A 20,385-nucleotide genomic window follows, 5' to 3' on the forward strand; every position below is an offset into this window, starting at 1 on the left:
GTGTGAAATGTGTCACATAGCTTACAGTGATGTGTCTTATTTATGATACATTTTGCCTCTGAAGCGCAGACAGGCAAGAAAGTACTAACCTTTGGCAAAAAAGTCCTAACCCCCCTAATTCTTGATGACTAATGTTTAAGCATGATTCGGGTGTATATGATACCTGCGTCATGGACAAGCGAGATTTGGTTAAATAAAGGGGATAATCTTATGGATAACTTTCGCAATCTAATCAAGGACTTCATGGAAGACGAAGAGGGGCTAACACTTTTGGAGTATATCCTAGGTGCGGCACTAATTGTTACTGCATTCTTGACTTCAGGCTTCTGGACAACCTTGTCTAACAAGTTCACTTCAGTAGCTGGTCGTATTAGCACTTCGTAATGGTTAGCGAGTTAATTATTTGGTCATTACTTATTGCGATTGGAGTTTCAGACGCACAGAAACACAGAATACCGAATAAAGCAGTGCTTATGCTTTTGGTTGCAGTAACTGCAAACGTAATTTACAACCCAGCCACAACTGGTTTGGATCATTTATATGGTGGGTTGGTTGCGTTTGCGGTGTGTTTCGCGCTGTATCTTTTCAAAGTAATGGCTGGAGGAGACGTTAAGTTACTCGCCGTCATAGGGGCATGGTTGGGATTGAGTAACCTTGGGGAAGCGTCTACCGGGATAATACTCGCTGGAGGCATTGTCGGCATTTTTTATCTAATGCTACATGTGTCATCGACTAGTGTTGCTCTATCACATCAGATTAAAGGGTATTGCTTAGAAAAAGTAACACCAGGTTTTAGGTCCAGTAAGCCGTTAGTCATTCCATTCGCGCCGATAATCGTAATTGGATTAGCTTATTTTTCCTATACCCACTAAATAAAAATAATAAATGGCATGCAGCATCAGTTGGCTAAGCAACTTCAAGGAGGGGAAGTGTGATGGGCTCTGTGTATTGGGAAAAACTCGTGCCACAAATAAATCCACCAAAAGTACCTTCATCGGTAGAAGGTCTTGGCATACCGGCTTCAGTCGTTGAAAACTTAGTGTTGAAACACCTGTCAGCTTATCCGAAATGTGATTTGATCGAGTTAACACAGCGGTTATGTGTGGTTTCAAATATTGTTGAACTTGCTTTGGCGCAGTTGAGGAAACGAAGCTGGGTTGAGGTATATCAGCCTACATCTGAGAAGCTAAACCATTCGTACTCGAACATTCGTTATAGTCTAACGGAGTTAGGACTTGCGGAAGCAGACATTGCATATAGAAAAGATCCGTATATCGGTCCTGTTCCAGTTTCTTTGGAAGAGTATTGGACCGTTGTTGAAGGACAAGATCTACGCAAAAACCCTGTTACCCGTATCGATGTAGAGCGTGCATTATCTGATGTTTTTGGCTCGGATCACTTAGTTCCTGTTCTCGGACCTGCTATCAACTCTGGACGAGCTTTGTTGCTTTACGGCCACGCGGGTACTGGTAAAAGTTACGTTGCATCAAGAGTGCTCAATGCAATGAACACTTCGGTGTTTATTCCTTACGCCGTATATGCCGATGGCAACATCATCAAAGTGTTCTCAGAGCATCATCACCGTCGTTTAGACAACTCCCATTCTCAGGTTTTCGTTAAGTTGGAAACCCATTACGACAAACGCTGGGTTCTTTGTGAAAGACCAAACATTCAAGTGGGCGGTGAGCTGACATTGGAGATGCTTGAGGTAAACCACAGCGAGCATAATCGCGTATGGATTGCGCCACTTCAAATGATGGCTAACAACGGAATCTTAGTGATTGATGATCTCGGTCGTCAGTCAATGCCTGTTGACGCCTTGCTAAATAGATGGATCGTTCCAATGGAATACTTATTTGACCATCTGGCGCTGCCAAATGGTCAACAAGTAACGGTGCCATTTATGCTTACTTTGGCATTCTCATCCAATTTTGCACCAAGCAAAATTGCTGACCCTGCTTTTTTACGCCGTCTGGGGTACAAAATTGAGTTTAAGCCACTTGGTGATGATGACTATAAAGCGCTTTGGTTATCGCTGTCCAAAGACTTGCAACTCGCGTTGTCGCCTGAATTCTTTGACACATTAAATCAATTGCACCGTGAAAATAGAATGCCTAATTATCCATGCTTACCTAAAGATCTTTTGGGCATTAGCAGAGACGTTCTCGTTTTTGAAGGAAAACGAAAAGTCGTCTCATCAGACATTTTAACTCGTGCCTGGGGACTGTATTTCACAGTGGATGAATAGGGAGATCTAAATTATGAGTCGGACTCAAGTCATCATGCTATTGCTACTCTCCATTGTTTTCGGCCTTGCTGCCGTGTTGATAGCTAAACAATGGATGGATGGCAGAAACCAACCAACAGTCGAGTTAGAAGAGGTCGAAAGGCATCCCGTTTTAGTTGCCGCCATGGAGCTAGAACCAGGAACTATTCTCTCTGAGAAACATTTGTCTACTAAGCTCATGGAAGTGGACTGGATAGATGATGAAACATTGAAAGTAAAAGAACAGGCATTGGGAAGAATCGTTGCCAATACTATTTACGCGGGTGAACTTGTTAACCCTCATCGCCTTGCCCTACCTGGTGAAGGCGCAACACTTGCTGCATTAATTCCAGAAAACAAGCGAGCAATCACTATTCGCGTAAATGACGTTATCGGTGTGGCAGGTTTTTTGTTACCAGGCAACAAGGTCGATGTCCTGAATACAGTGAGTTATGGACAAGGTAAAAACGCCACAACAAAAACAGTGCTTAAAAATATCAATGTTCTTGCGGTGGACCAAACAGCCAAAACGAATGATAACAAACCCGTGATTGTACGCGCTGTGACTTTAGAAGTAACACCGAAAGAGGCAGAAAAGCTCTTATCGGCGAACAGCAAAGGCGATATACAACTTGCTCTGCGCAACCCTCATGAAGTGGATAAACCTGTTGTAGCAAGAAAATACACGCCACGACCTAGTGTGACCATTATTAAGGGATCTCAGGCATCCAGTGTCCGAGTCAGCAATTAGGTGAATTATGAAAACAATAATATTACTTGTTAGCCAGTTACTTTTCGTCAGCTTGTCTGTTAACGCAGCTACGGCGCAGTCAGGAAAAGTCGTAACCGTTGCACATCACCAATCAACTCAATTGATGATATCAGGCCAAGCAAAGAAAGTGACGTTAGGGGATCCAGAAGTCTTGGATATTTTAGTGCTCAGATCGAACGAGCTGTTTCTTATTGGTAAGAAGTTAGGTACTACGAATGTGTCGGTGTGGGATCGCCGAGGCCGGTTAATTGAGCAGTTTAACGTGGAAGTCACGCATGATCTAAATACGCTTAAGTCGAAGCTTTATCAGTTCTTGCCGGATGAAAATATCGAAGTGCACAGTGCGCAAGAAAAAGTGGTACTTAGAGGCTTGGTCAGCAGTCAGCAAAACATGGACACTGCGGTCAAAATTGCTGAAACCTTTGCTTTGGGTGAAGCGGCAGATGAAGAAGATGATAGCTCTAAAGATGATGAAAGTATGGTCATCAATCTACTTTCTATTGGTGGTGCTCAACAGGTAACGCTAGAAGTTACCGTTGCCGAAGTACAGCGCACACTTGTAAGACGCTTCGACTCAAACTTCCACTTTTTCCAAAGAAGTGGGGACTTTACTTGGGGTGGTACGACTGCTGGTGGCGGTATTGATGGCATTGGACCGATTTTGAACGTCCCAACAGTCGAAGATTTCGGTTTTCTCGGATCGTTTATTGACAGTAATACCTTGTTTACCTTTGCGCTTGATGTGGCGAAGCAAAATGGCGTAGCGAAAGTGCTGGCAGAGCCTAGCCTTACCGCATTAAGTGGTACGCAAGCCGAGTTTGTCGCTGGTGGTGAATTCCCAATTCCAGTACCAAATGAAGATGGTATTACCATCGACTACAAAGAGTACGGTGTTCAACTCGACTTTGTTCCGTTTATTTTGAGCGATAAGAGAATCAATCTAAAACTGAACGTCAATGTGAGTGAAATTTCCAATTCTGGTGTGTTGACGTTTAATCCAAACGAAGTGAATGCCACTTTCTTTATTCCACCAATCACAAAACGAAGTGCTGGTACCACGATTGAGCTAGCAGATGGTCAAACCATTGGTATTGCGGGGCTATTGAGTGAAAACGCGCGTAACGTTGCGAATGGTATACCTGGTGCGAGTGATCTACCTGTGTTAGGCCGCTTGTTTAAGAGTGAAGAATTTACCTCTGGGGAAACAGAACTAGTCATTCTGGTTACTCCTCGATTAGCAACCCCAATTGATCGACGTCGAATTACGCTACCAACAGATGGTTTTGTTGCTCCAAACGATGTGGAGTTCTATTTGCTTGGTAAAGGTGCTGAGTTGGATTTCGATAGGTACCAGCTAAACGACATTAGTGAAGAAGATACTAACAACAATTTTATTCAATACGGTTCGTCAGAAGGTGGCTCTGAGGGCAAGTTTGGGCACAGTCTATAAGTGGGAGAACAAGATGAAAAGCATAATGATAATGACCATTTGTTTCACATCATTCGGCTTGTTTGGCTGTGCGAATGACCCCGAGCTTGGTATCTCGGTTAGCCAGCTGCGCGCTGAACAAACTCTGAATCCAGAAGCCTGGTATGAGAATTTGGGCTACTTACCGGAAGGTAGTGGCGAGCGCACACAAGTTAGCTTAGAGGTATATAACAACAATGGGGTAGCCAAAGATGATTAAGTGATACGTTCACTTAGGAGGGGCTATGCGAAGGAATATGCATATAGCGCCAAGGAGAGCTCAGAAAGGGATTACCTTGGTATTAATTAGTTTAGTTTTATTATTTTTACTTGGTGTTGCAGCCTTTGGTATTGATTTGAATCACCAAGTACTCAATAAAACAAGACTACAAAACGCGGTCGACTCCGCTGCATTAGCGGCTGCGGTTGTCGTCGATGAAAGGACCGACGCGGCAGATTTGGCTGAGCGGCTTAGTTTAGCGACGCAGGCGGCGAATGATGCTCTGACTCATTCTGCTGCGTCTGATGGTAACCAAGAATTAGTTTACACGGGGGAAAACATAGATGTAACTTTCTCAAATTCGAACGCTAAAGGCTCATTTGTTGAAGCTGGAGAGTTCTCTTTGGGCAGTGACAGCGACATCTATGTTCGTGTTGCCGTTAGTAATGTTCTGTTGACACAGTATTTAAGTGGCATGTTTGGGCTCGACAAAGGGGTGTCAGCGAGTGCTGTTGCAGGACCAAGTGCGCCAAGCATTACTACATGTAACGTGTCGCCTATTGCTATGTGTGGCGATGTAGGCTCAGCTGATCTGGCGTGGGGATACATTCCTTCTTCAAACCCAAACTACAATGGTGCACAAGATCGAGATGCTGACACTATTCATGTATTGAAACCATCAGGGCACACGGATGGTGGCATTGGTTCGGGTAACTATCACCTTTTAGACTTTGGTTCCGGTAAAAATACAGTAAGAGAAATGCTGGCAGGGGATACTGAGGAGTGCATAACAGTCGGTGATTTAGTCACAACAGAGACTGGTAAAGGTACGGGACCAGTAGCTCAAGGTCTAAATACGAGATTTGATGGGGGTAAGCCAGATGAAGGCATTACTTCAGATAAGTACATCGAAGAGTCCAACGTAACATACGACAATTACCAACAACAATATCAGGATGCGGAAGATCCGGCCGTTGATAACGATGCGTTTTATTATGCCGATTATGTCGAAGGGTTAGCCGCTTGTACGGGGGGGCCTGGCGCGTGCAAGTCGCAATATTACCGAGCGGATGGGAAAACCGATAGAAGGGTATTACGAGTGCCGATCGTTCGTTGTGATGAAGCTCCAAAAAAAGGCGGCAAGATGGATTTAGAAGTACTGGGCCTAGGATGCTTTTTTGTTACTCAGGAAGTGCAAAACAAGGGGAATGAATCGGAAATATTCGGTCAGTTTCTAGAGGATTGTACGGTAAAAAATGCGTCGTCTGGGGTAGATCCGGATGAAGATGGAGTTGGGCCATACAAAATCGTTCTATACAAAGACCCGTCAAGTGGAGGGTCTTAATATGATGTACTCCAATAGAAAGCATCAGATGAAAAAGATGCTCAATCAGAAAGGACTGGCAATTATAGAGTTTATTCTTGCATTGCCAGTGCTACTGATGCTGACCGTATTAGTTATCGACGTGAGCCGAGCTTTTATTCAATACACAGAGGTCAACAAAGCGTTGCAAAATGGCGCACGGTATGCCGTGGTTGATACTTATGGCACGTTAGATTTTGAAGGTATAGCTGAAGAATCTGATATTAAAAATGTGGTGATCTATGGCACGCCGAGTGGCGTTGGTACGCCGGTAATCGACTATATTGAAGCTGCTGACATTATTGTGACTCAACCAACGGACACCAATAAGGTTGTCACCATATCGGCTACTTATAATTATGAGCCTATTTTCTCAACCTTACCTTTTACCGGAACCTCTTTGGCTTTCAGTATTGGCTCTTCTGCGTCAATGAGGACTAGCCCATGAAACAATGGATAAGGAAACAGAAAGGACTGACCCAAGTTGAGTTTTCGTTAATTGCACTTGCGGTAATGTTAGTACTGTTCATGATTATTGAGTTTGCAATCTACTTTTATTCAGTGCAAATGGTCAACGAAATTACCAGGCGAGCGGCACGACTTGCCACGGTTTGTTTTATTTCTGAACGTGATGAAATACCTAATCATCAAGCTTTGGAGAGTCTATATCCTTCAGGTTTTACCGCTAATAATTTACAAATCGAATATTTAGACGATACAGGTGCAACTGTTGATGTGTCGGATTTTTTGAGTACTCCACCTGCAGCATCTACAGTGTTAGATGCTCAGTTTTCAAAAATAAAATATGTTCAAGCAAGAGCAGTTGATTATGAATTTAAGTTTTTTGTGTTAGCTGCGCTTATTAGTGCAGTAGGAAAAACGCCTGCTTTTGAAACTGTATTGCCGGCAGAAAGCTTAGGTGTATTAAAGCCTGAAGCTGATAACCCTGCTGTTTATTCGGATTGTTCCGCGGAGTAGCTTTATGTTGAAACCAGTCAAAATGGATAATGAAACACATAAAAGTTTAAAAACTAACTTGATTATTTGGATAGTTTATTCTACATCAAATTTTAAAATTCACATTGCTGATGAACTATCAAGGTGTGTAAATCTAAATATTGATTGGATAGAGCTAGATACCTTTAACTTGGACTTTGTGAAAAATAAGCAAGTTCCTGATCTCATTTATATTGAAACCGGTGAAAGCTGGGCTCAGAAAGTGGCTCATGTTTATTCTAGTGACAGCAGTTTACAGCATAATCATACCGCTTTGATTGTATTTGGCGACGAGAACGATACTGCATCCCTTAAAATGGCATTAAGGCTTGGGGCAACAGATTATTTGTCTCGTTCGGTTGATTTTGGCGAGCTATATCCTTTATTAAAATCTACCGCGGATGAAAAGATTGCCAATAAGAAAATGGGCGATCTAACATTGTTTATTAATACAAAAGGTGGCTCTGGAGCAACCACTTTGGCTATTAATACAGCAATAGAATTATCAAGCTATGCTAAGAGTAAAGTGTTGCTCGTTGACTTGGATATGCAGTTTAGTGATGCCGCTGATTATTTAAACTGTAAGCCTAAATACAATATTAATGATGTGATTGATTCTGTTAATGATTTAGATGAATTATCACTAGAAGGACTAGTCTACCAGCATCCTTCAGGTTTGAATTATTTGTGTTTTAACCAAAATGATCCTAAAGGTAATTACAAGCATGCGGTTCAAGTTAGTAAATTATTACCTATTTTGAGGCAGTTTTACTCACATATTATTGTGGATTTATCTCATGGCGTTGAGCACGTTTATCAACAAATTGTTTCTCCGGCAACACATGTTTTTTTGATTCTGCAACAGAATGTTACCTCGGTGAAGCATGCTGTTAGTTATATACGTTCTTTAGAATTAGACTATGGTTTAAGTAGTCATCAGGTTGAACTAATTGTTAATCGTTTTGAAAAGAAATCGACAATATCGTTGAAAGACATTGAAAATGCAGTTAGTGGACATGCAATACACTTAGTACCTAATAACTTTGCTATTGCTATCGAGAGCGCTAATTTGGGCAACCCAATTGTTCAATCTAAGAAAAATAGTGCGCTGAAAGCGTCTTTGGCTGAAATATCGCACTTATTAGAAAGTCCGACCAAAGAGAATCAAAGTTGGATAAAAAAACTATTTTCTTAGTAAGGGGGAGTTATGTTTTTCAAACGGAAAGGCGTCGGGAGTTCTTTCAATTCCGTAGATGAAACAAAAGAATCCAAGGTTGTGAATGTCGAGTTGGCAAAATCTGATGAAGACACGTCAGATGAGCAAAAGTCTTTGTCGCCGGTAGAAGCCAAGATGAAAGCGATCGAGGAGCAGAAAAAGCAATTAGAACAAGATCTCTCGATAAAACACTACTACCACAAGAAACTACTGGATACCTTGGATCTCGGGCTTCTATCGCATTTGCAAGAAGATCGCGCGAAAGAGGAGTTGCGCGAAGCGGTTGTTCAGCTCATTGCGGAAGATCAAACACACCCATTGAGTTCAGAAGCGCGAAACCGCGTAATACATCAAATTGAAGATGAAGTGTTCGGCCTGGGGCCTCTTGAGCCACTTCTTGAAGATCAAACAATCTCAGATATCTTAGTAAATGGCCCGAAAAATATTTTCGTCGAACGTTTTGGTAAGTTGGAGAAAACACCGCACACCTTTTTAGACGAACGCCATTTGCGCAACATTATCGACCGTATTGTAAGCCAAGTGGGTCGAAGGATCGATGAGGCTTCACCCATGGTGGATGCTCGACTCAAAGATGGCTCACGTTTTAATGCGATTATACCTCCTCTTGCTATTGATGGGCCTTCAGTTTCTATTCGACGTTTTGCGGTTGAACGTTTGAATATGGATAACCTATTAGAACTTGGATCGTTGTCTCCTGAAATGGCGAAGTTTCTTAATGCGGCGGTTGTGGGGGAAATGAATATCCTGATTTCTGGTGGTACAGGTTCTGGTAAAACAACCACGCTAAATATTTTGTCGAGCTTTATTCCTAGCGACCAACGCATTGTAACCATTGAGGACTCGGCAGAGTTACAACTCCAACAGCCACATATTATCCGTTTGGAAACACGTCCTTCCAATATCGAGGGTAAGGGTGAAATTTCTCAGCGTGATTTAGTAAAAAACTCACTACGTATGCGTCCCGATCGGATAGTTGTTGGTGAGGTTCGTGGCTCAGAAGCGGTGGATATGCTATCCGCAATGAACACGGGTCATGATGGGTCTTTGGCTACTATCCACGCGAATACACCAAGAGATGCGCTGAGCCGGATTGAGAATATGTTCTCGATGGCAGGGTGGAATGTGTCGACAAAAAACTTGAGAGCGCAGATCGCGTCGGCCATCAATATTGTTGTGCAAATGGATCGTCAGGAAGACGGTAAACGTCGCATGGTTAGCGTACAAGAAATCAATGGCATGGAAGGTGACGTTATTACCATGTCGGAGATCTTCACCTTCCAAAGAAGAGGGGTCGATCAAGAAGGCAATGTGTTAGGTGATTACATGGCTACAGGGATTGTACCAAGCTGCCATGACCAATTAGTAAAACGAGGCTTAGACGTACCATTTGAAATATTCAATGAAAAAGCCCGTTAGGAGATTGCTATGGATAGTCAATTCCCCCTTTTTCTTGTACTGCTGTTTTTGTCCGTATTCTTTATTAGCCAAGCGTTAATTCTGCCTTCTGCGGGTAAAAAGGTTAAGCATAAGCAATTAATCAAGCGGATACACGAAAGCCATAAACATATTGATCAAGAGAGTATTTCTTTATTAAGGGAAAACTCGCTCAAGAATCTATCGCCATTAGAGCGATGGCTTGTGAGGTTTAGCCTGTTCGATAGCTTTAAGAAGAAGTTGGAACTGGCTGGGATACACATGGGGTTCAGTCGGTTTATTTTCCTCACATTCCTCGGAGGGACTGCGGTTGGTCTATTTCTGTTCTTGTTCGGGCAAGTTTGGTACCTCTGTGCTGGCGTTGCGTTTGCTTGCTGGGTGTCTGTTTACTTCTACATACAGAAAAGGATTGCTGATCGTTTAATGAAATTTGAAGAGCAACTGCCAGAGGCTCTCGATATCATCAAGCGAGTTTTGCAGGCAGGGCAGCCAATTACGCAGGGGTTTGGAGAAGTAGGCAGAGAGGTTAGTGCACCGCTTGGTCCTGAGTTCATGAATACCTTTAACTTACTCAACTATGGTTATGACCTCCGCTTGGCGATTATGCAAATGTCGGAGAGAACTCCTACCGTATCTATGCTTGCTTTCTCCAGTGCTGTGTTACTGCAAAAGGAAACGGGTGGTAACTTAGTCGAAAACATTGAGAAGCTCTCCCATATCCTACGTGCTCGTTTCAAACTCGCTCGAAAAATAAAAACCATTTCGGCGGAATCTCGAATGTCGGCATGGGTATTAGTATTAGCGCCTTTTGGTTTGTACGTCATCATTTCCCTTGTTCGACCTGAGTATATTGAGTTACTCCACACGCATCCAATGGGGATCAAAATGGTCATTGGTGGGATGGTAGCGTTGTTTATCGGCACGCTTTGGATTCGTAAAATCGTCAATATTGAGGTGTAGCCATGGAAAGTATTCAAGGATGGTTAAACGATTTTGCTGTCGGCCAAGAAACACTGCTTATGGGGTTGATCCTCATCACTACAGTGTTGGTTGTGATGACGTTAGGCTCGATAATTATCGGGGTTAACTCGCCAATTAAACGAAAGTTAGCCGAATTGTCTGGTGATAAGAAAGAAGTCTCTCATCACAACAAGAAAATGTCAGACACCTTGGAGTCGTTAGCGCCTTTAACTTCCCCAACCAGTGAAAAAGAGCGTCAAACGACACGCAATAAACTGATGCATGCTGGGTTTCATGAAAGCAATGCATTATCGATGTTTTATGCCATTAAATCGGTCACGACAATCTTAGGTGTGATGGTGGCGGCACTGGTGTATTTCTCGGTTCCGGAATCTAAATACCTGTACACGTATATGGCGTTATCCGTATTTATTGGGCTTTTATTTCCTGATTTTATTTTGCGTCGAATGGTGAACAAGCGTCAGCAAGCGATTCGTGCAGGTGTGCCCGACATGCTTGATTTGCTGGTGGTTTGTACCGAATCAGGGCTTGGCTTTAATGCAGCGTTGCGTCGGGTTGCTGATGAACTGGTTATCTCTCACCCAGAGCTTGCTGATGAAATCGATACGGTGTGCAACAAAATTAAAGCGGGCAAACCAATGCCAGAAGCGCTGAGGGAGCTAGTATTAAGGACAGGGTTAGAAGAATTAATGGGGCTGGTAAGTATGCTTAGCCATGCCTCTCGAATAGGGGGGAGTTTAGTCAACTCCTTGCGTGAATATACCGAAGACTACAGGGATAAGCGTCAACAAGCAGCAGAAGAAATTGCTGCAAAAATCCCAGTCAAAATGATGTTTCCAATGGTGCTATTTATTTGGCCTTGCTTTTTTATAGTGGCTATCGGACCTGCGTTAATTTCATTGGCTGAGGCATTTTCTAATTAAAAAGCAAAATAGGGATCGTTATGTGGATTAAGAAATACGTCATCATCTCGTTGTTGGTGCTTACCGCATGTTCAACAACTGAACAGTCATCAGATTTCGATTCAACGCTGTACTCAGGTAAGCCCGTTGAGTCTCTCACTAATGATGAACCACCCAAAACAGAGGAAGAGGCAATCTCACGAGGGGATATTGCATTAAGCAACAAAAATGTCGACTTAGCCTTGTATGAATATATTCGCTCGCTCTCTTTCCCGAATGCGGTCCATAAAGATAAAACCTTGTACACCGTGGGGCGCATCCATTTAGCTAGGGAGAATTCAGAACTCGCCGATAAATCATTTCGAGCATCTTTGGCTGAGAACCCCGATCATATTGGCTCCCTGACTGAGCTTGGTACTTTATACACGAAGCGTGGAGAAAAGGACGTTGGGAAAAGCTACTACATACGCGCTTTGAATGCTGACCAAATTCGCATGGATGGCGATCCTACCATCACTAAAGACAACATTACTGCAGAGAGCGTTGCAACATATCGCTATGATGATAAATCACCAGTCTCTGCTTACTCCGGTCTAGGTGTGCTTTACGACATTCGTGGCGACCACGATATTGCGCAGGCGTTAATTCGAAAAGCGTTGGATATTGACTCAAGAAACGTAAACGCTTTGGTCAGCCTTGGCTACTCCTACTACATGGAAAAAGCTTACTCAAAAGCGGCGCACTTTACTCAAGCCGCACTAAGTATCAAGCCAGGAGATGAGAGAGGAATCAATAATTTAGGTCTCATTGCTTTAGCTAAAGATCAGCCACGACAAGCTCTGAGTATTTTTAGTCGACACATGACAGAGCCGGAAGCACTCAATAATGTTGGTTACTTCTTGATCCTTCAAGGCAAACCAGGCGAGGCGATTCCTTATCTACAACAGGCTATTGATAAGAACCCTGCCTACTATGAACTGGCAAATAAAAACCTAGAACGAGCATTGGCAATGGTGAGAGAGCGAGGGGATACCTCTACCGCGCTTCTCCAATAAATTTGAAGACCCTTTTAAAAGAAAGCCACTCTGCAAGATAGAGTGGCTTTTTCATTTACCGGGAGTAGTCCGTTGCAAAGGTGTTTGTTCAATTAGCCGTTCATTCTCTTCTTTCAGGGTAAGAAGCATAGCGCCGTAAAGCCCAACCAACTATCTTCCATAACATCACCGTCAAGAGTGTTGCGAGGTAGCCATCAATCGCATAATGCCAAGCTAAATGTACCGAACCGATTTGAATGATGACTGCGAAAGCGTAGGCAAAGTAGCCGATGGTTTTGTTGAGTCTATAAATTGATAGCGCCATCAAAACCGCAATGGAAACGTGCAAACTAGGCATTGCCGAAATGCCAGAGCCAATACCATTGGCATTCGCGATGTACTCATCCCAAAGATATTGCTGTGTAGGCAATGCCCACAATTGCCCAGCGTCCACATTGGTAAGATATTGGCTTTGGGCTTCGAGCGTTTTCATCAGAGGAACAAACTGTTCATCTCCAGTGATAAGCTCCACATAGCAAGGGCCTGCTGAAGAAAGCAGCGTGGCGAAGAAGACACCAAGAATCATCCAAGACAATGCGAACGTGAGTAAAAACTGTTGCCTTACCAACGGGTATTTTTTGTAGATAAGGAAAAAGATGAGTATACCCCACATACAAAAAAACCATGCGTTGTAGGCTACATTTAGCCCTAATGAGGCCCAAGCATTGGAGAATAATGCATGGGTCAACTCCCACGGAGCAACGCCGAAGTGTAGCAACGAATCAATATTCGCAAAGGTCAGATCCCACTTGAACGGATTGATGATTGGGATCAGCGATTTCAAAAACGTGTGGTTAGAGAAAATCAGGTTGAGTGCCATCATCGAAACAAACACTGATACAGGTCGGTACAGCGGAAAAATAAGATGCTTCAGTTTTTGTATGAATCTTTTTGCCGGCTGCTTTTCTTTGCGCAGTATGAGATAGAAATAATAGTAGATACACCAGCTTAAACCTGTGACATACAAAGCTTGTATGAGCGTTTCAAGGTAAGTGGTAAAAGAGTAATCGATAGGGAAATCGAGATACAAAGAACAAAGATAAATGACAGCAGTCGAGATAAAGCAATAGGTGTAGAAAATCTTATCGTTCAATAACTCATTCTTTACTGATGTGAGTAAAGTCGACGCTTTTTGCTGCCAGCTAAGGTTGAGCTCGTAATTGTTGTCTTGTTCCATTGATGATCCGTCATCTCTATCCTTCCAATATCATTAAGCTTAGTTGAGAAAACGGGCACTCGTATTTGAGTGCCCGTGGTTTATCTGGATTCAATAGTTGGCGTATCAGCAGGCTAAATCATGCCCGTGACAAGGCCTGCCGCCACAAAAAACACGATCATCCACAGAACCGATAGGTTGAGCTTTTTGTGTAGATAAAAACCTGCAACCACTAACGCCATGTCGATGGGAGCAACAACTGCGCTGCTAAATACTGGCTGGTAAAGTGCCGCGAGTAGTAACCCTACTACCGAGGCATTTACACCGTTGATGGCGCCGGAGACCAGCGGTTTGCCTGCCAGTGCTTGCCAGTTTTTAAGAACGCCAAGCAGTAAAAGAAAACCTGGGAGGAATACGCCAAGCGTTGCGATCAGAGCGCCTAAAATTGGCGTATCCGAAAGCTCATAACCGATAAAAGTCGCAAAGGTGAACATTGGCCCTGGTACAGCTTGTGCAGCGGCGTAGCCTGTTAAAAATGCATCTTGGCTGAGCTGGTCGCCAACAATGTTTTGCAGAAGCGGCAGAACCACATGACCGCCACCAAACACTAAGCTACCAGCTTGGAAAAAATCACTAAACAGCCCAAGCAAAGGTAACGCATGAGCCACTAATGGTAAGCCGAGTAAAAGCACCGCAAATAGAGCCAATGGCACGATAGATGGTTTAAACGGCTCTGCTGATGGCGCGGAGTCTTTCTTCAGATATCGCGTACCGACAAAACCTGCTGCGATCAACACGAACATTTGCGTCATGATGCTTGGTGCCACCAGCAACGCAATCGCAGTCGCAACGCACAAACCCGCGGTCAGTTTACTTTGGCAGAAGTTTTTGTACATGCCCCAAGTCGCATCCGCCACGACGACGACTGCGAGCAGTTTTAGGCCGTGAACGATGTTTTGGAACACTGCGGTGCCGGTGATTTGGCTGCTCACCATCGCCAGCGCCAACATGATGACCACTGAAGGAAGCGTGAATCCGACAAATGCTGCGCATGCGCCACCTAAACCGCCACGTTTATAACCCAATGCAAAGCCAACTTGGCTTGAGCCCGGTCCCGGCAAAAACTGACTGAGCGCGACAATTTGCGCGTACTCGCTGTCATCAAGCCATTTCAGTTTCTCAACAAATGTTTGGCGAAAATAACCAATATGAGCCGCAGGGCCGCCGAAGCTGAACCAACCCAGCCAGAAAAAAGTTTTGAATATGGTGAACATGTCGAGCCTGTTTATCTAAAAAGCATTGTTGCTAATTTATCGAATGCTCTAAAATGACTCAAATTGATGATTTTAATTTCATCTATGAATGAAATGAAATGGGATGAGGATGTTGGAGTGAAAGAGGACATTCAGTGGCGCAACATTGACTTGAACTTATTGGTGACGTTTTCCTACTTGTATCGCTATCGAAGCGTTAGCGTCGCGGCAGAGAAAAGTTACGTTAGTCAGTCGGCGATGAGTCATAGTTTGTCTCGTTTAAGGTTGTTGTTTGACGACCCGCTTTTTGAGCGAAAAGGGCACAAGATGGAGCCCACCGAGCACGCTCACCACATCGCGCCAACTGTGCATCACTTGTTGGATTCTATCGCCAAAGACTTGCTCACTAAGTCTGCCTTCCAACCTAAAAATTATGCGGGTGTATGTCGCATTGGATTAACGGATTATGCCGAGTTTATTTTTGCTCCTCGGCTTTATGACGAAATACGCCAGCGCGCACCAGAGGCCCAGATCAGTTTTATTAACGTCAATCGTAGCAACTACGTGGCATTAACTGAGCACGAAAAGATCGATGTCATTATTGGCAGCATGCCAGTGTTGGATGACAACTTTGAGAGCTTGTACTTGTACACGGAAAAACACGTGTGTATGTGTGATAAACAGGCATTGAAAGGGGAAACACAGCTGTCTCTGGAAGCGTTCGCGAACATAGAGCAAGCTCTGGTAAGTCCCGATGGGAGCTTAAAGACACAAGTAGACCAAAAGCTTGCAGAACATGGCTTGAGCCGCAAAGTCACCGTGGCGTCGCGCAACTTTCTCACTATTCGGCATCTATTGAAAAAACGCGATCTCATTGCCATCGTGCCAGAAAAAATGGCATTGGCGGAGGGCTTTTCGGACGATCTCGTTACCGTTAAGCCGCCGATCGCCGTTGCGGATTTTGATATTGCTATGCTGTGGCATTCCAGCCGAAACAATGAAGACAAAGGCATTTGGCTACGCGAGTTGGTTTCTTCGACCATCACCTCTAAATGATAAACATTTGGGGCACTCATGGTGCTTAGAGTGATTTGTTGTTGAACTTCTTACTACCCGCTGAGTTATCGGCGTTATACCGAAACAGTACTGATTGAGCAAAATGAATGTCTTTGGTTGGGGGGGATGTTCCAGATTTAATTCATAAAAGAGATTAATGGAAAAGGTATCATTGAGTTGTACCACGTAGTTTAAGCTCTGTTTGCACGTATACATGAAGAGGTCGTAAGCGTCCATCTCGGTATTTTTCCACCAGTAAGTTCACTCCCTGAGTTCCCATCAACTCAGAGTGAATACGAATTGTAGACAACGGCGGAAAGGTAAAGCGAGCAGTAGGAATATCATTCATACTAATCAACGTAATATCCTCTGGTATCTTTAAGCCAAATTCATGGATTGCACGTACTATGCCAATCGCGATGGAGTCAGAATCAATGAATACTGCTTTCGGGAAGTCACCTTTGGCTAGCATCTCTTTCGCTAAGTTATAACCGGACAAACTAGAGCAGGCACAATAGTGTATATCTTGTTCTGCAACCACGCCTTTTAGATAGCCATAGTCCAAAAACACATTTTCACGAGTGTCAGCTGCGTCGTGCTTGTCTTGACCGCCAATATAACCGATGCGGCGGTAGCCTCGTTGCACAAAGAAATCAACTACTTGCCTACTGATTCGAATAAGGTCGACATCAACGCAATCATAAGGGCAGGTTGGATCTGAAAAGTTTATGTAGCAGATGCTATCGGCTAGACGTTTAGGTAATTTATCTACTACCTTTTGGTCGACATTACCGACTAAAAGGACACCTGTTATCTTTTTCGTTTCAACATCAATTTCACTGTTATAGCAATTGGTTAGCGTAATACCTAATTTGTCGCATTGCGTTTCAATCCCATGACGAATTGATAAGTAGTAAGGGTCATTTACCTCTGTTTCTTGTTTGTAGTTATATAAGGCTAAAAAGTGATGTTTTTGCTTAGCTTCTTTGATGCCTTTCTTTGAGCTGCTGGTGCGGTACTCCAGTTTTTCTGCAATTTCCAAAATGCGGTATTTGGTTTCTTCTTTAACGCTCAACGTTGGGTCGTTGTTCAAAACCCGCGATACGGTTGCAAGTGAGACGCCCGCTTCAATGGCGATATCTTTTAGCTTTGCCATGTAAATTTCCCGTTGGCACTGCTCACTGCCCAAGTGTGAGCTCAATAATCTGACTATTTTAAACAGCTACTTAGAGATGCACAAACCTTTAGTAAGACAGTCCTAAACACTTTAAATCATCATATCAAGCCAACTTGTTTTCATGAAATAGACTCTATTGAGTAATAAATAAAGCCGTAAACATAAGGATTATATTGCTGTAAAAATACTGAAAAACGTGACTGGTTTGGAAACTTGTTACTTGTGGTAACTCTAGTACTTAATAGGACTCGAGCTGTTTAGAGTTTAACCAAGCAAACGTTTTATTGTTCATGTTTATGTTTTGTGTCTCATTTTATAGATAAATCAATAGGAAAGTATTCAACTCTATTTATAATCTCCGCGCTTTTAAAAGCTGTCTAACAGTATGAAAAATTAGGAAATTATAATGAAAAAAGTATTGCCATTATTGGCTTTAGGTGCAGTGGTTGCTTCAGCGTCAGTTCAAGCAAAAGGTAACTGGTATGTTGGTGCTGATTTGGTAAATTCAGATCTTAAAGTTAAAAGCTTGTCAAAAGATTTTTCTGCGACAGGTCTTAGCCTTGCTGTAGGTAAAGAGCTGCAATATTCAGAAAACTTCAAACTAGCTTTTGAAGGTGAGTACATATACTTTGGCGACTTTGAAGAAACATTTTCTTACATGGGGTGGCCGGTTAAATTTAGTGTTGATGCTTCTGCGTTCAATTTCAATGCGAAGCCTAAATACCAATTTGCAGGTACAGGCTTCTATGTTGGTGCGATTGCTGGCCTTGGTGTAATGAGTGTTTCTTATGAAGTGAAATCATCTAGCACTGTTACCGATGATGGTCGTGATGTAGGCTTTAACTACGGTGTTGAGGCTGGTTATGAGTTTGCTTCAGGTTTGGTTGTATCTGGTGGCTACCGTGCTTCTTCGGTAAGTATTGATGCCGAAAACGGTGGCAGCGAAGATTTTGATTTTGACAGCCTGTACGTTGGTGTTGATTACAAGTTTTAAGCTCGCGTAAGCAAAAATATAGATACTAAAAAGGAGCCGTCAGGCTCCTTTTTTGATCAGATTATCAATCAACTCATAGTGGTGATCTTGTACGCCTGCAAGGTTGCCATATTTGGGTTGATGGCGGTCATTTTCTTTCGCGTGTTGCCAGCCAATGGTGTGACGCACAAAATGCTCTGCAAACGCGTGGGAAACTTCCAAGCAACCTGCCAGCACGGTATCAACATAACTTTGCATGATTGGGCTCTTTGCGCATGGTGGTAGTGGCTCGTCCTTTACGTAAACCCAAATGTCATGTTCTTGGTTAAAACTCGCATCTGTTTCGATTTGATCTGGCTGAAGTTGAATACGATGATAACCTCGCTCACGGCGGTCGAATTCTGCGAGCGCTTCTTCATTTACTTCGAGTAAAACGCCGTTGACCTGCCCATCGCCTTGGTTCACAACCAGAGGAGACAGAGTATAGCTGTCATCAATCTTCCCCCAGTAGCGAACCAACCCATGTGCTATGACGGGAATGGCTTCTCCCGTTTGTCCGGTTAACTTACGCGACGCAGAATTAATCAAACTGCCATAGCCAAATATGTACATTGTCGTTGCATCCCTTAACTGATAGTTGTGCCTCTCATGTTTATACCTAACCCGTATCTGAAGCACAACTTTACCTCTTAAGTATAATCTTAATTATAAACATGTATTTTTTATACATGTTTATGGTAGCATCAATATGTAGTTGAGTTAACCAGCATCGAGAGACGCTTGAGGGCAAGATAATGCTGAATATCACCGATAAAAAAGTAGAAGAAAAAATCCCCGCATGGCTGCGATTAGGCTTTCGGCCGTTTTTTCTGTTTGGGTCGATTTACGCCATTGTTGCGATTGCGTTGTGGGTGTGGATGTTCCAAGGCGGACAGCCAAACGCATTAGCCGTGCCTGCATTGTGGTGGCACGTACATGAAATGTTGTTCGGTTTTTCGATGGCCATTGTAGTTGGCTTTGTACTGACCGCGGTACAAAACTGGACTGGCATTAATGGTACCAAGCATTACATGCTTCTGGCTTTATTTGGCTTGTGGTTAGTGCCCCGCATATTGCTTTGGACACCAGCACCGTTATGGTTAACCAGCAGTATCGAAGCGGTATTTTTACTGTTTGTCGCCTATGAGGTGGGCATTCGTGTGTATCGAGCCAAAGGTTGGCGTAATTTGTTTTTCGTTCCACTGTTTCTTTTAGCCATCTTTGCGAACTTTGCAAGCTACGCAACGATAAAAGGTATGCCGCCCTTTAGCTCTTCAGCGGTGTGGCAAGCAATGCTGTGGTGGTTTACCTTGCTGTTGTCAGTGATGGGCGGACGTGTGATTCCATTTTTTACTGCGCGTCGATTTAATTTCGAAAAAGCGCAACCATTGGCTTGGTTAGAGTGGTTCGCGAACTTGCCATTGGTAATGCTATTTGTGCTGAGCTTTTTCCCTGTGACGTTTGCAGAACTAGGTAGTCCTTTGATGCTATTTGCAGGTGTTGCTCAGTTGGTGCGTTTTGTTCGCTGGAAACCTTGGTTAACCCTGAGCGAGCCTTTAGTGTGGTCGCTGCATGCTGCGTATTTGTGTTTACCACTAAGCTTAATTTTGCGAGGCGTCTGGGGAGATGCATTTGCCAGCCATAACCTCATTCACCTGTTTGCGATAGGTGCGTTAGGCGGTTTGATTTTAGCGATGATTGCACGGGTGACGATGGGACATACTGGTCGCATGATCTACAAAGGGCCAAACATGAGCCTTGCGTTTGCAGCGATTACCGCGGCAGCTTTGGTTCGCAGTTTCGCCGTGATCTTTGACCCAGCGAACATGATACTGTGGATTGATATCAGCGGCGGATTGTGGATTGTGGCATTTGGGCTATTTGTGTGGCGTTTTGGTGTGATGCTTGTGACCCCTCGTGTGGATGGTCACCCCGGATAAGATTCTAATGTGAGTAGAGAAAAGAGGAGCCGCGTGCTCCTCTTTTGGTTTTTGTTCT

The 20,385-nt window shown here is 43.5% G+C and carries 21 protein-coding genes; 17 read left to right on the top strand and 4 right to left on the bottom strand.

Annotated features, from left to right (window positions below; genetic code table 11):
• Positions 1 to 210 precede the first annotated feature (210 nt).
• From R7Q48_RS13430 to R7Q48_RS13495, 14 genes are all read left to right on the top strand, one after another.
• Positions 211 to 384: a Flp family type IVb pilin gene (locus R7Q48_RS13430; protein ID WP_145473528.1), complete on the top strand. Its 174-nt coding sequence runs from the start codon at positions 211 to 213 to the stop codon at positions 382 to 384.
• Positions 384 to 872, top strand: a complete 489-nt coding sequence (locus R7Q48_RS13435; protein ID WP_031781044.1) for a prepilin peptidase — start codon at positions 384 to 386, stop codon at positions 870 to 872. The genes R7Q48_RS13430 and R7Q48_RS13435 overlap by 1 nt, the downstream gene beginning before the upstream one ends.
• A gap of 62 nt (positions 873 to 934) precedes the next feature.
• The gene (locus R7Q48_RS13440) at positions 935 to 2,248 is read left to right on the top strand and encodes a hypothetical protein (RefSeq protein ID WP_005386447.1); all 1,314 of its coding nucleotides are present in this window, start codon (positions 935 to 937) and stop codon (positions 2,246 to 2,248) included.
• A gap of 13 nt (positions 2,249 to 2,261) precedes the next feature.
• Positions 2,262 to 3,017, top strand: a complete 756-nt coding sequence (cpaB, locus tag R7Q48_RS13445) for a Flp pilus assembly protein CpaB (RefSeq protein ID WP_005386448.1) — start codon at positions 2,262 to 2,264, stop codon at positions 3,015 to 3,017.
• A gap of 7 nt (positions 3,018 to 3,024) precedes the next feature.
• The gene (locus R7Q48_RS13450) at positions 3,025 to 4,488 is read left to right on the top strand and encodes a type II and III secretion system protein family protein (protein WP_005386449.1); all 1,464 of its coding nucleotides are present in this window, start codon (positions 3,025 to 3,027) and stop codon (positions 4,486 to 4,488) included.
• 13 nt (positions 4,489 to 4,501) lie between these two features.
• Entirely contained in the window at positions 4,502 to 4,726 is a 225-nt protein-coding gene (locus R7Q48_RS13455; RefSeq protein ID WP_031781045.1) for a hypothetical protein, read from the top strand.
• Positions 4,727 to 4,751: 25 nt separating this feature from the next.
• The gene (locus R7Q48_RS13460) at positions 4,752 to 6,071 is read left to right on the top strand and encodes a pilus assembly protein TadG-related protein (protein ID WP_137282334.1); all 1,320 of its coding nucleotides are present in this window, start codon (positions 4,752 to 4,754) and stop codon (positions 6,069 to 6,071) included.
• Between the two features lie 37 nt (positions 6,072 to 6,108).
• The gene (locus R7Q48_RS13465; protein WP_239931999.1) at positions 6,109 to 6,537 is read left to right on the top strand and encodes a TadE/TadG family type IV pilus assembly protein; all 429 of its coding nucleotides are present in this window, start codon (positions 6,109 to 6,111) and stop codon (positions 6,535 to 6,537) included.
• Complete coding sequence (locus R7Q48_RS13470; protein ID WP_005386454.1) at positions 6,534 to 7,067, top strand: TadE/TadG family type IV pilus assembly protein; 534 nt, start codon at positions 6,534 to 6,536, stop codon at positions 7,065 to 7,067. The genes R7Q48_RS13465 and R7Q48_RS13470 overlap by 4 nt, the downstream gene beginning before the upstream one ends.
• A gap of 4 nt (positions 7,068 to 7,071) precedes the next feature.
• On the top strand, positions 7,072 to 8,280 hold the full coding sequence (locus tag R7Q48_RS13475) for an AAA family ATPase (protein WP_005386455.1): 1,209 nt from the start codon (positions 7,072 to 7,074) through the stop codon (positions 8,278 to 8,280).
• 12 nt (positions 8,281 to 8,292) lie between these two features.
• On the top strand, positions 8,293 to 9,738 hold the full coding sequence (locus tag R7Q48_RS13480) for a CpaF family protein (protein WP_046875025.1): 1,446 nt from the start codon (positions 8,293 to 8,295) through the stop codon (positions 9,736 to 9,738).
• Positions 9,739 to 9,747: 9 nt separating this feature from the next.
• Positions 9,748 to 10,716: a type II secretion system F family protein gene (locus tag R7Q48_RS13485; RefSeq protein WP_005386459.1), complete on the top strand. Its 969-nt coding sequence runs from the start codon at positions 9,748 to 9,750 to the stop codon at positions 10,714 to 10,716.
• A 2-nt stretch (positions 10,717 to 10,718) separates the two neighbouring features.
• Positions 10,719 to 11,660, top strand: coding sequence for a type II secretion system F family protein (locus R7Q48_RS13490; protein WP_005386462.1), 942 nt, complete (start codon positions 10,719 to 10,721; stop codon positions 11,658 to 11,660).
• 20 nt (positions 11,661 to 11,680) lie between these two features.
• Complete coding sequence (locus R7Q48_RS13495; protein WP_005386465.1) at positions 11,681 to 12,694, top strand: tetratricopeptide repeat protein; 1,014 nt, start codon at positions 11,681 to 11,683, stop codon at positions 12,692 to 12,694.
• A gap of 100 nt (positions 12,695 to 12,794) precedes the next feature.
• Here the strand turns inward: R7Q48_RS13495 and R7Q48_RS13500 are convergent, their stop codons facing one another.
• Positions 12,795 to 13,910 carry a phosphatase PAP2 family protein gene (locus R7Q48_RS13500; RefSeq protein ID WP_256903022.1) on the bottom strand — a complete coding sequence of 372 codons (1,116 nt, stop codon included), beginning with the start codon at positions 13,908 to 13,910 and terminating at the stop codon, positions 12,795 to 12,797.
• 113 nt (positions 13,911 to 14,023) lie between these two features.
• Entirely contained in the window at positions 14,024 to 15,163 is a 1,140-nt protein-coding gene (gene chrA / locus R7Q48_RS13505; RefSeq protein ID WP_256903023.1) for a chromate efflux transporter, read from the bottom strand.
• Positions 15,164 to 15,280: 117 nt separating this feature from the next.
• Here chrA and R7Q48_RS13510 point away from each other — a divergent pair, with 117 nt between their 5' ends.
• A complete protein-coding gene (locus R7Q48_RS13510; RefSeq protein WP_155486743.1) occupies positions 15,281 to 16,198 on the top strand; it encodes a LysR family transcriptional regulator in 918 nt (305 codons plus the stop codon).
• A 169-nt stretch (positions 16,199 to 16,367) separates the two neighbouring features.
• On the opposite strand, the gene ebgR is transcribed toward R7Q48_RS13510, so the two are convergent.
• Complete coding sequence (gene ebgR, locus R7Q48_RS13515; RefSeq protein WP_256903024.1) at positions 16,368 to 17,354, bottom strand: transcriptional regulator EbgR; 987 nt, start codon at positions 17,352 to 17,354, stop codon at positions 16,368 to 16,370.
• A gap of 427 nt (positions 17,355 to 17,781) precedes the next feature.
• On the opposite strand from ebgR, the gene R7Q48_RS13520 reads away from it, so the two are divergent.
• Positions 17,782 to 18,369: an outer membrane beta-barrel protein gene (locus R7Q48_RS13520; RefSeq protein ID WP_017636001.1), complete on the top strand. Its 588-nt coding sequence runs from the start codon at positions 17,782 to 17,784 to the stop codon at positions 18,367 to 18,369.
• Between the two features lie 39 nt (positions 18,370 to 18,408).
• Here the strand turns inward: R7Q48_RS13520 and R7Q48_RS13525 are convergent, their stop codons facing one another.
• Positions 18,409 to 18,960, bottom strand: a complete 552-nt coding sequence (locus R7Q48_RS13525; protein WP_104975553.1) for a gamma-glutamylcyclotransferase family protein — start codon at positions 18,958 to 18,960, stop codon at positions 18,409 to 18,411.
• 182 nt (positions 18,961 to 19,142) lie between these two features.
• Here R7Q48_RS13525 and R7Q48_RS13530 point away from each other — a divergent pair, with 182 nt between their 5' ends.
• Positions 19,143 to 20,327 (top strand): NnrS family protein, encoded by a 1,185-nt coding sequence (locus R7Q48_RS13530; RefSeq protein ID WP_256901295.1) that lies wholly within the window; start codon positions 19,143 to 19,145, stop codon positions 20,325 to 20,327.
• Positions 20,328 to 20,385: the final 58 nt, after the last annotated feature.

It is taken from the genome of Vibrio sp. 378 (genome assembly GCF_033339435.1).

Coding starts and splice junctions, on each gene's coding strand:
- ebgR (WP_256903024.1), bottom strand. CDS start 17,354: ATGGCAAAGCTAAAAGATATCGCCATTGAAGCGGGCGTCTCACTTGCA.
- R7Q48_RS13475 (WP_005386455.1), top strand. CDS start 7,072: ATGTTGAAACCAGTCAAAATGGATAATGAAACACATAAAAGTTTAAAA.
- chrA (WP_256903023.1), bottom strand. CDS start 15,163: ATGTTCACCATATTCAAAACTTTTTTCTGGCTGGGTTGGTTCAGCTTC.
- R7Q48_RS13435 (WP_031781044.1), top strand. CDS start 384: ATGGTTAGCGAGTTAATTATTTGGTCATTACTTATTGCGATTGGAGTT.
- R7Q48_RS13460 (WP_137282334.1), top strand. CDS start 4,752: ATGCGAAGGAATATGCATATAGCGCCAAGGAGAGCTCAGAAAGGGATT.
- R7Q48_RS13465 (WP_239931999.1), top strand. CDS start 6,109: ATGCTCAATCAGAAAGGACTGGCAATTATAGAGTTTATTCTTGCATTG.
- R7Q48_RS13520 (WP_017636001.1), top strand. CDS start 17,782: ATGAAAAAAGTATTGCCATTATTGGCTTTAGGTGCAGTGGTTGCTTCA.
- R7Q48_RS13450 (WP_005386449.1), top strand. CDS start 3,025: ATGAAAACAATAATATTACTTGTTAGCCAGTTACTTTTCGTCAGCTTG.
- R7Q48_RS13530 (WP_256901295.1), top strand. CDS start 19,143: ATGCTGAATATCACCGATAAAAAAGTAGAAGAAAAAATCCCCGCATGG.
- R7Q48_RS13440 (WP_005386447.1), top strand. CDS start 935: ATGGGCTCTGTGTATTGGGAAAAACTCGTGCCACAAATAAATCCACCA.
- R7Q48_RS13495 (WP_005386465.1), top strand. CDS start 11,681: ATGTGGATTAAGAAATACGTCATCATCTCGTTGTTGGTGCTTACCGCA.
- R7Q48_RS13525 (WP_104975553.1), bottom strand. CDS start 18,960: ATGTACATATTTGGCTATGGCAGTTTGATTAATTCTGCGTCGCGTAAG.
- R7Q48_RS13470 (WP_005386454.1), top strand. CDS start 6,534: ATGAAACAATGGATAAGGAAACAGAAAGGACTGACCCAAGTTGAGTTT.
- R7Q48_RS13490 (WP_005386462.1), top strand. CDS start 10,719: ATGGAAAGTATTCAAGGATGGTTAAACGATTTTGCTGTCGGCCAAGAA.
- R7Q48_RS13500 (WP_256903022.1), bottom strand. CDS start 13,910: ATGGAACAAGACAACAATTACGAGCTCAACCTTAGCTGGCAGCAAAAA.
- R7Q48_RS13455 (WP_031781045.1), top strand. CDS start 4,502: ATGAAAAGCATAATGATAATGACCATTTGTTTCACATCATTCGGCTTG.
- R7Q48_RS13480 (WP_046875025.1), top strand. CDS start 8,293: ATGTTTTTCAAACGGAAAGGCGTCGGGAGTTCTTTCAATTCCGTAGAT.
- R7Q48_RS13430 (WP_145473528.1), top strand. CDS start 211: ATGGATAACTTTCGCAATCTAATCAAGGACTTCATGGAAGACGAAGAG.
- cpaB (WP_005386448.1), top strand. CDS start 2,262: ATGAGTCGGACTCAAGTCATCATGCTATTGCTACTCTCCATTGTTTTC.
- R7Q48_RS13485 (WP_005386459.1), top strand. CDS start 9,748: ATGGATAGTCAATTCCCCCTTTTTCTTGTACTGCTGTTTTTGTCCGTA.